This window comes from Vibrio sp. D173a, from assembly GCF_030248475.1.
Window position 1 is genome coordinate 1 of the sequence record NZ_JAHGAH010001170.1, and the last position, 857, is coordinate 857.

The following is an 857-nucleotide window of genomic DNA, read 5'->3' on the forward strand; positions in this document are numbered from 1 at the left end:
GAGAGTATTTCTTGTCGTTTTCTGGGTCCCAAACGGTGCCCCAATGTGTTACCTCACTGCCTGTTCCTGCAGTGGTTGGTATCGCAATGATTTCTTGGTAAGCCAACGAGTCCGCATCTACTTTGCCTGTTAAGTAGTCAACTACACGATTGAAATCACCACTGCTCGCGGCCAATACCTTTGTGGTGTCCATTACTGAACCGCCACCAAGCGCGACAAAAACTTCGGTATTCTCTTTTTGCTGACCTAATTGGTCACAAAGCAGACTTAAATTATCAAAGTGAGGGTTTTCAACTACACCATCAATAATGTGGTTGGGCTGGTGACCAATCGCTTGAATGACTTCTTCTGTATATGTTTTAAATACGTCGTTGTCATAGGTGACTATTGAATAATTGCGCCCATTTATTCTTGAATGTAATTCGCTTAATGCATTATCACCACTGATAATTTCAACTGGATTTTGAAAGTGCCACATGATTTTTTTCTACTTCATCGCTGTATTTGATGACAATGGATATTGAAGTAGAAATATTAAAATTACGTGTAGTTAAATTAGATATAATCTAACTTAACTTAATTACATTTGAATTTTCTGTCATATAAATGAAGTGGTAGTGAAATGAATTTTAAATTTTTGAAGGTGTTTAGAAATGTGAAAAATCCCCAAGCCGGAACTTTGGGATTGATCTACATTGGCGTGTGTTTATGTCTTCTATCGCTTGCTGAGCGGGTTTAAACGTCACCTTGTTAGCGTATTGATTGTCCGTTAACTGGAATTCCTTGTGCACTCTTGGGCTCCAAGAGTCATCACCGCCAACGCCCATGTGTTTATGGTCTAGGCGTACGTAAACCAA

The 857-nt window shown here is 39.3% G+C and carries 1 protein-coding gene and 1 pseudogene; both read right to left on the reverse strand.

Annotation, left to right across the window (positions count from 1 at the left end):
• Positions 1 to 478: iron-containing alcohol dehydrogenase (locus KIV40_RS32100; RefSeq protein WP_285353389.1), on the reverse strand; the 478-nt coding region annotated here is incomplete at its 3' end.
• A 247-nt stretch (positions 479 to 725) separates the two neighbouring features.
• Positions 726 to 857 (reverse strand): annotated as a pseudogene (locus KIV40_RS35665) (hypothetical protein); the annotation flags it as partial.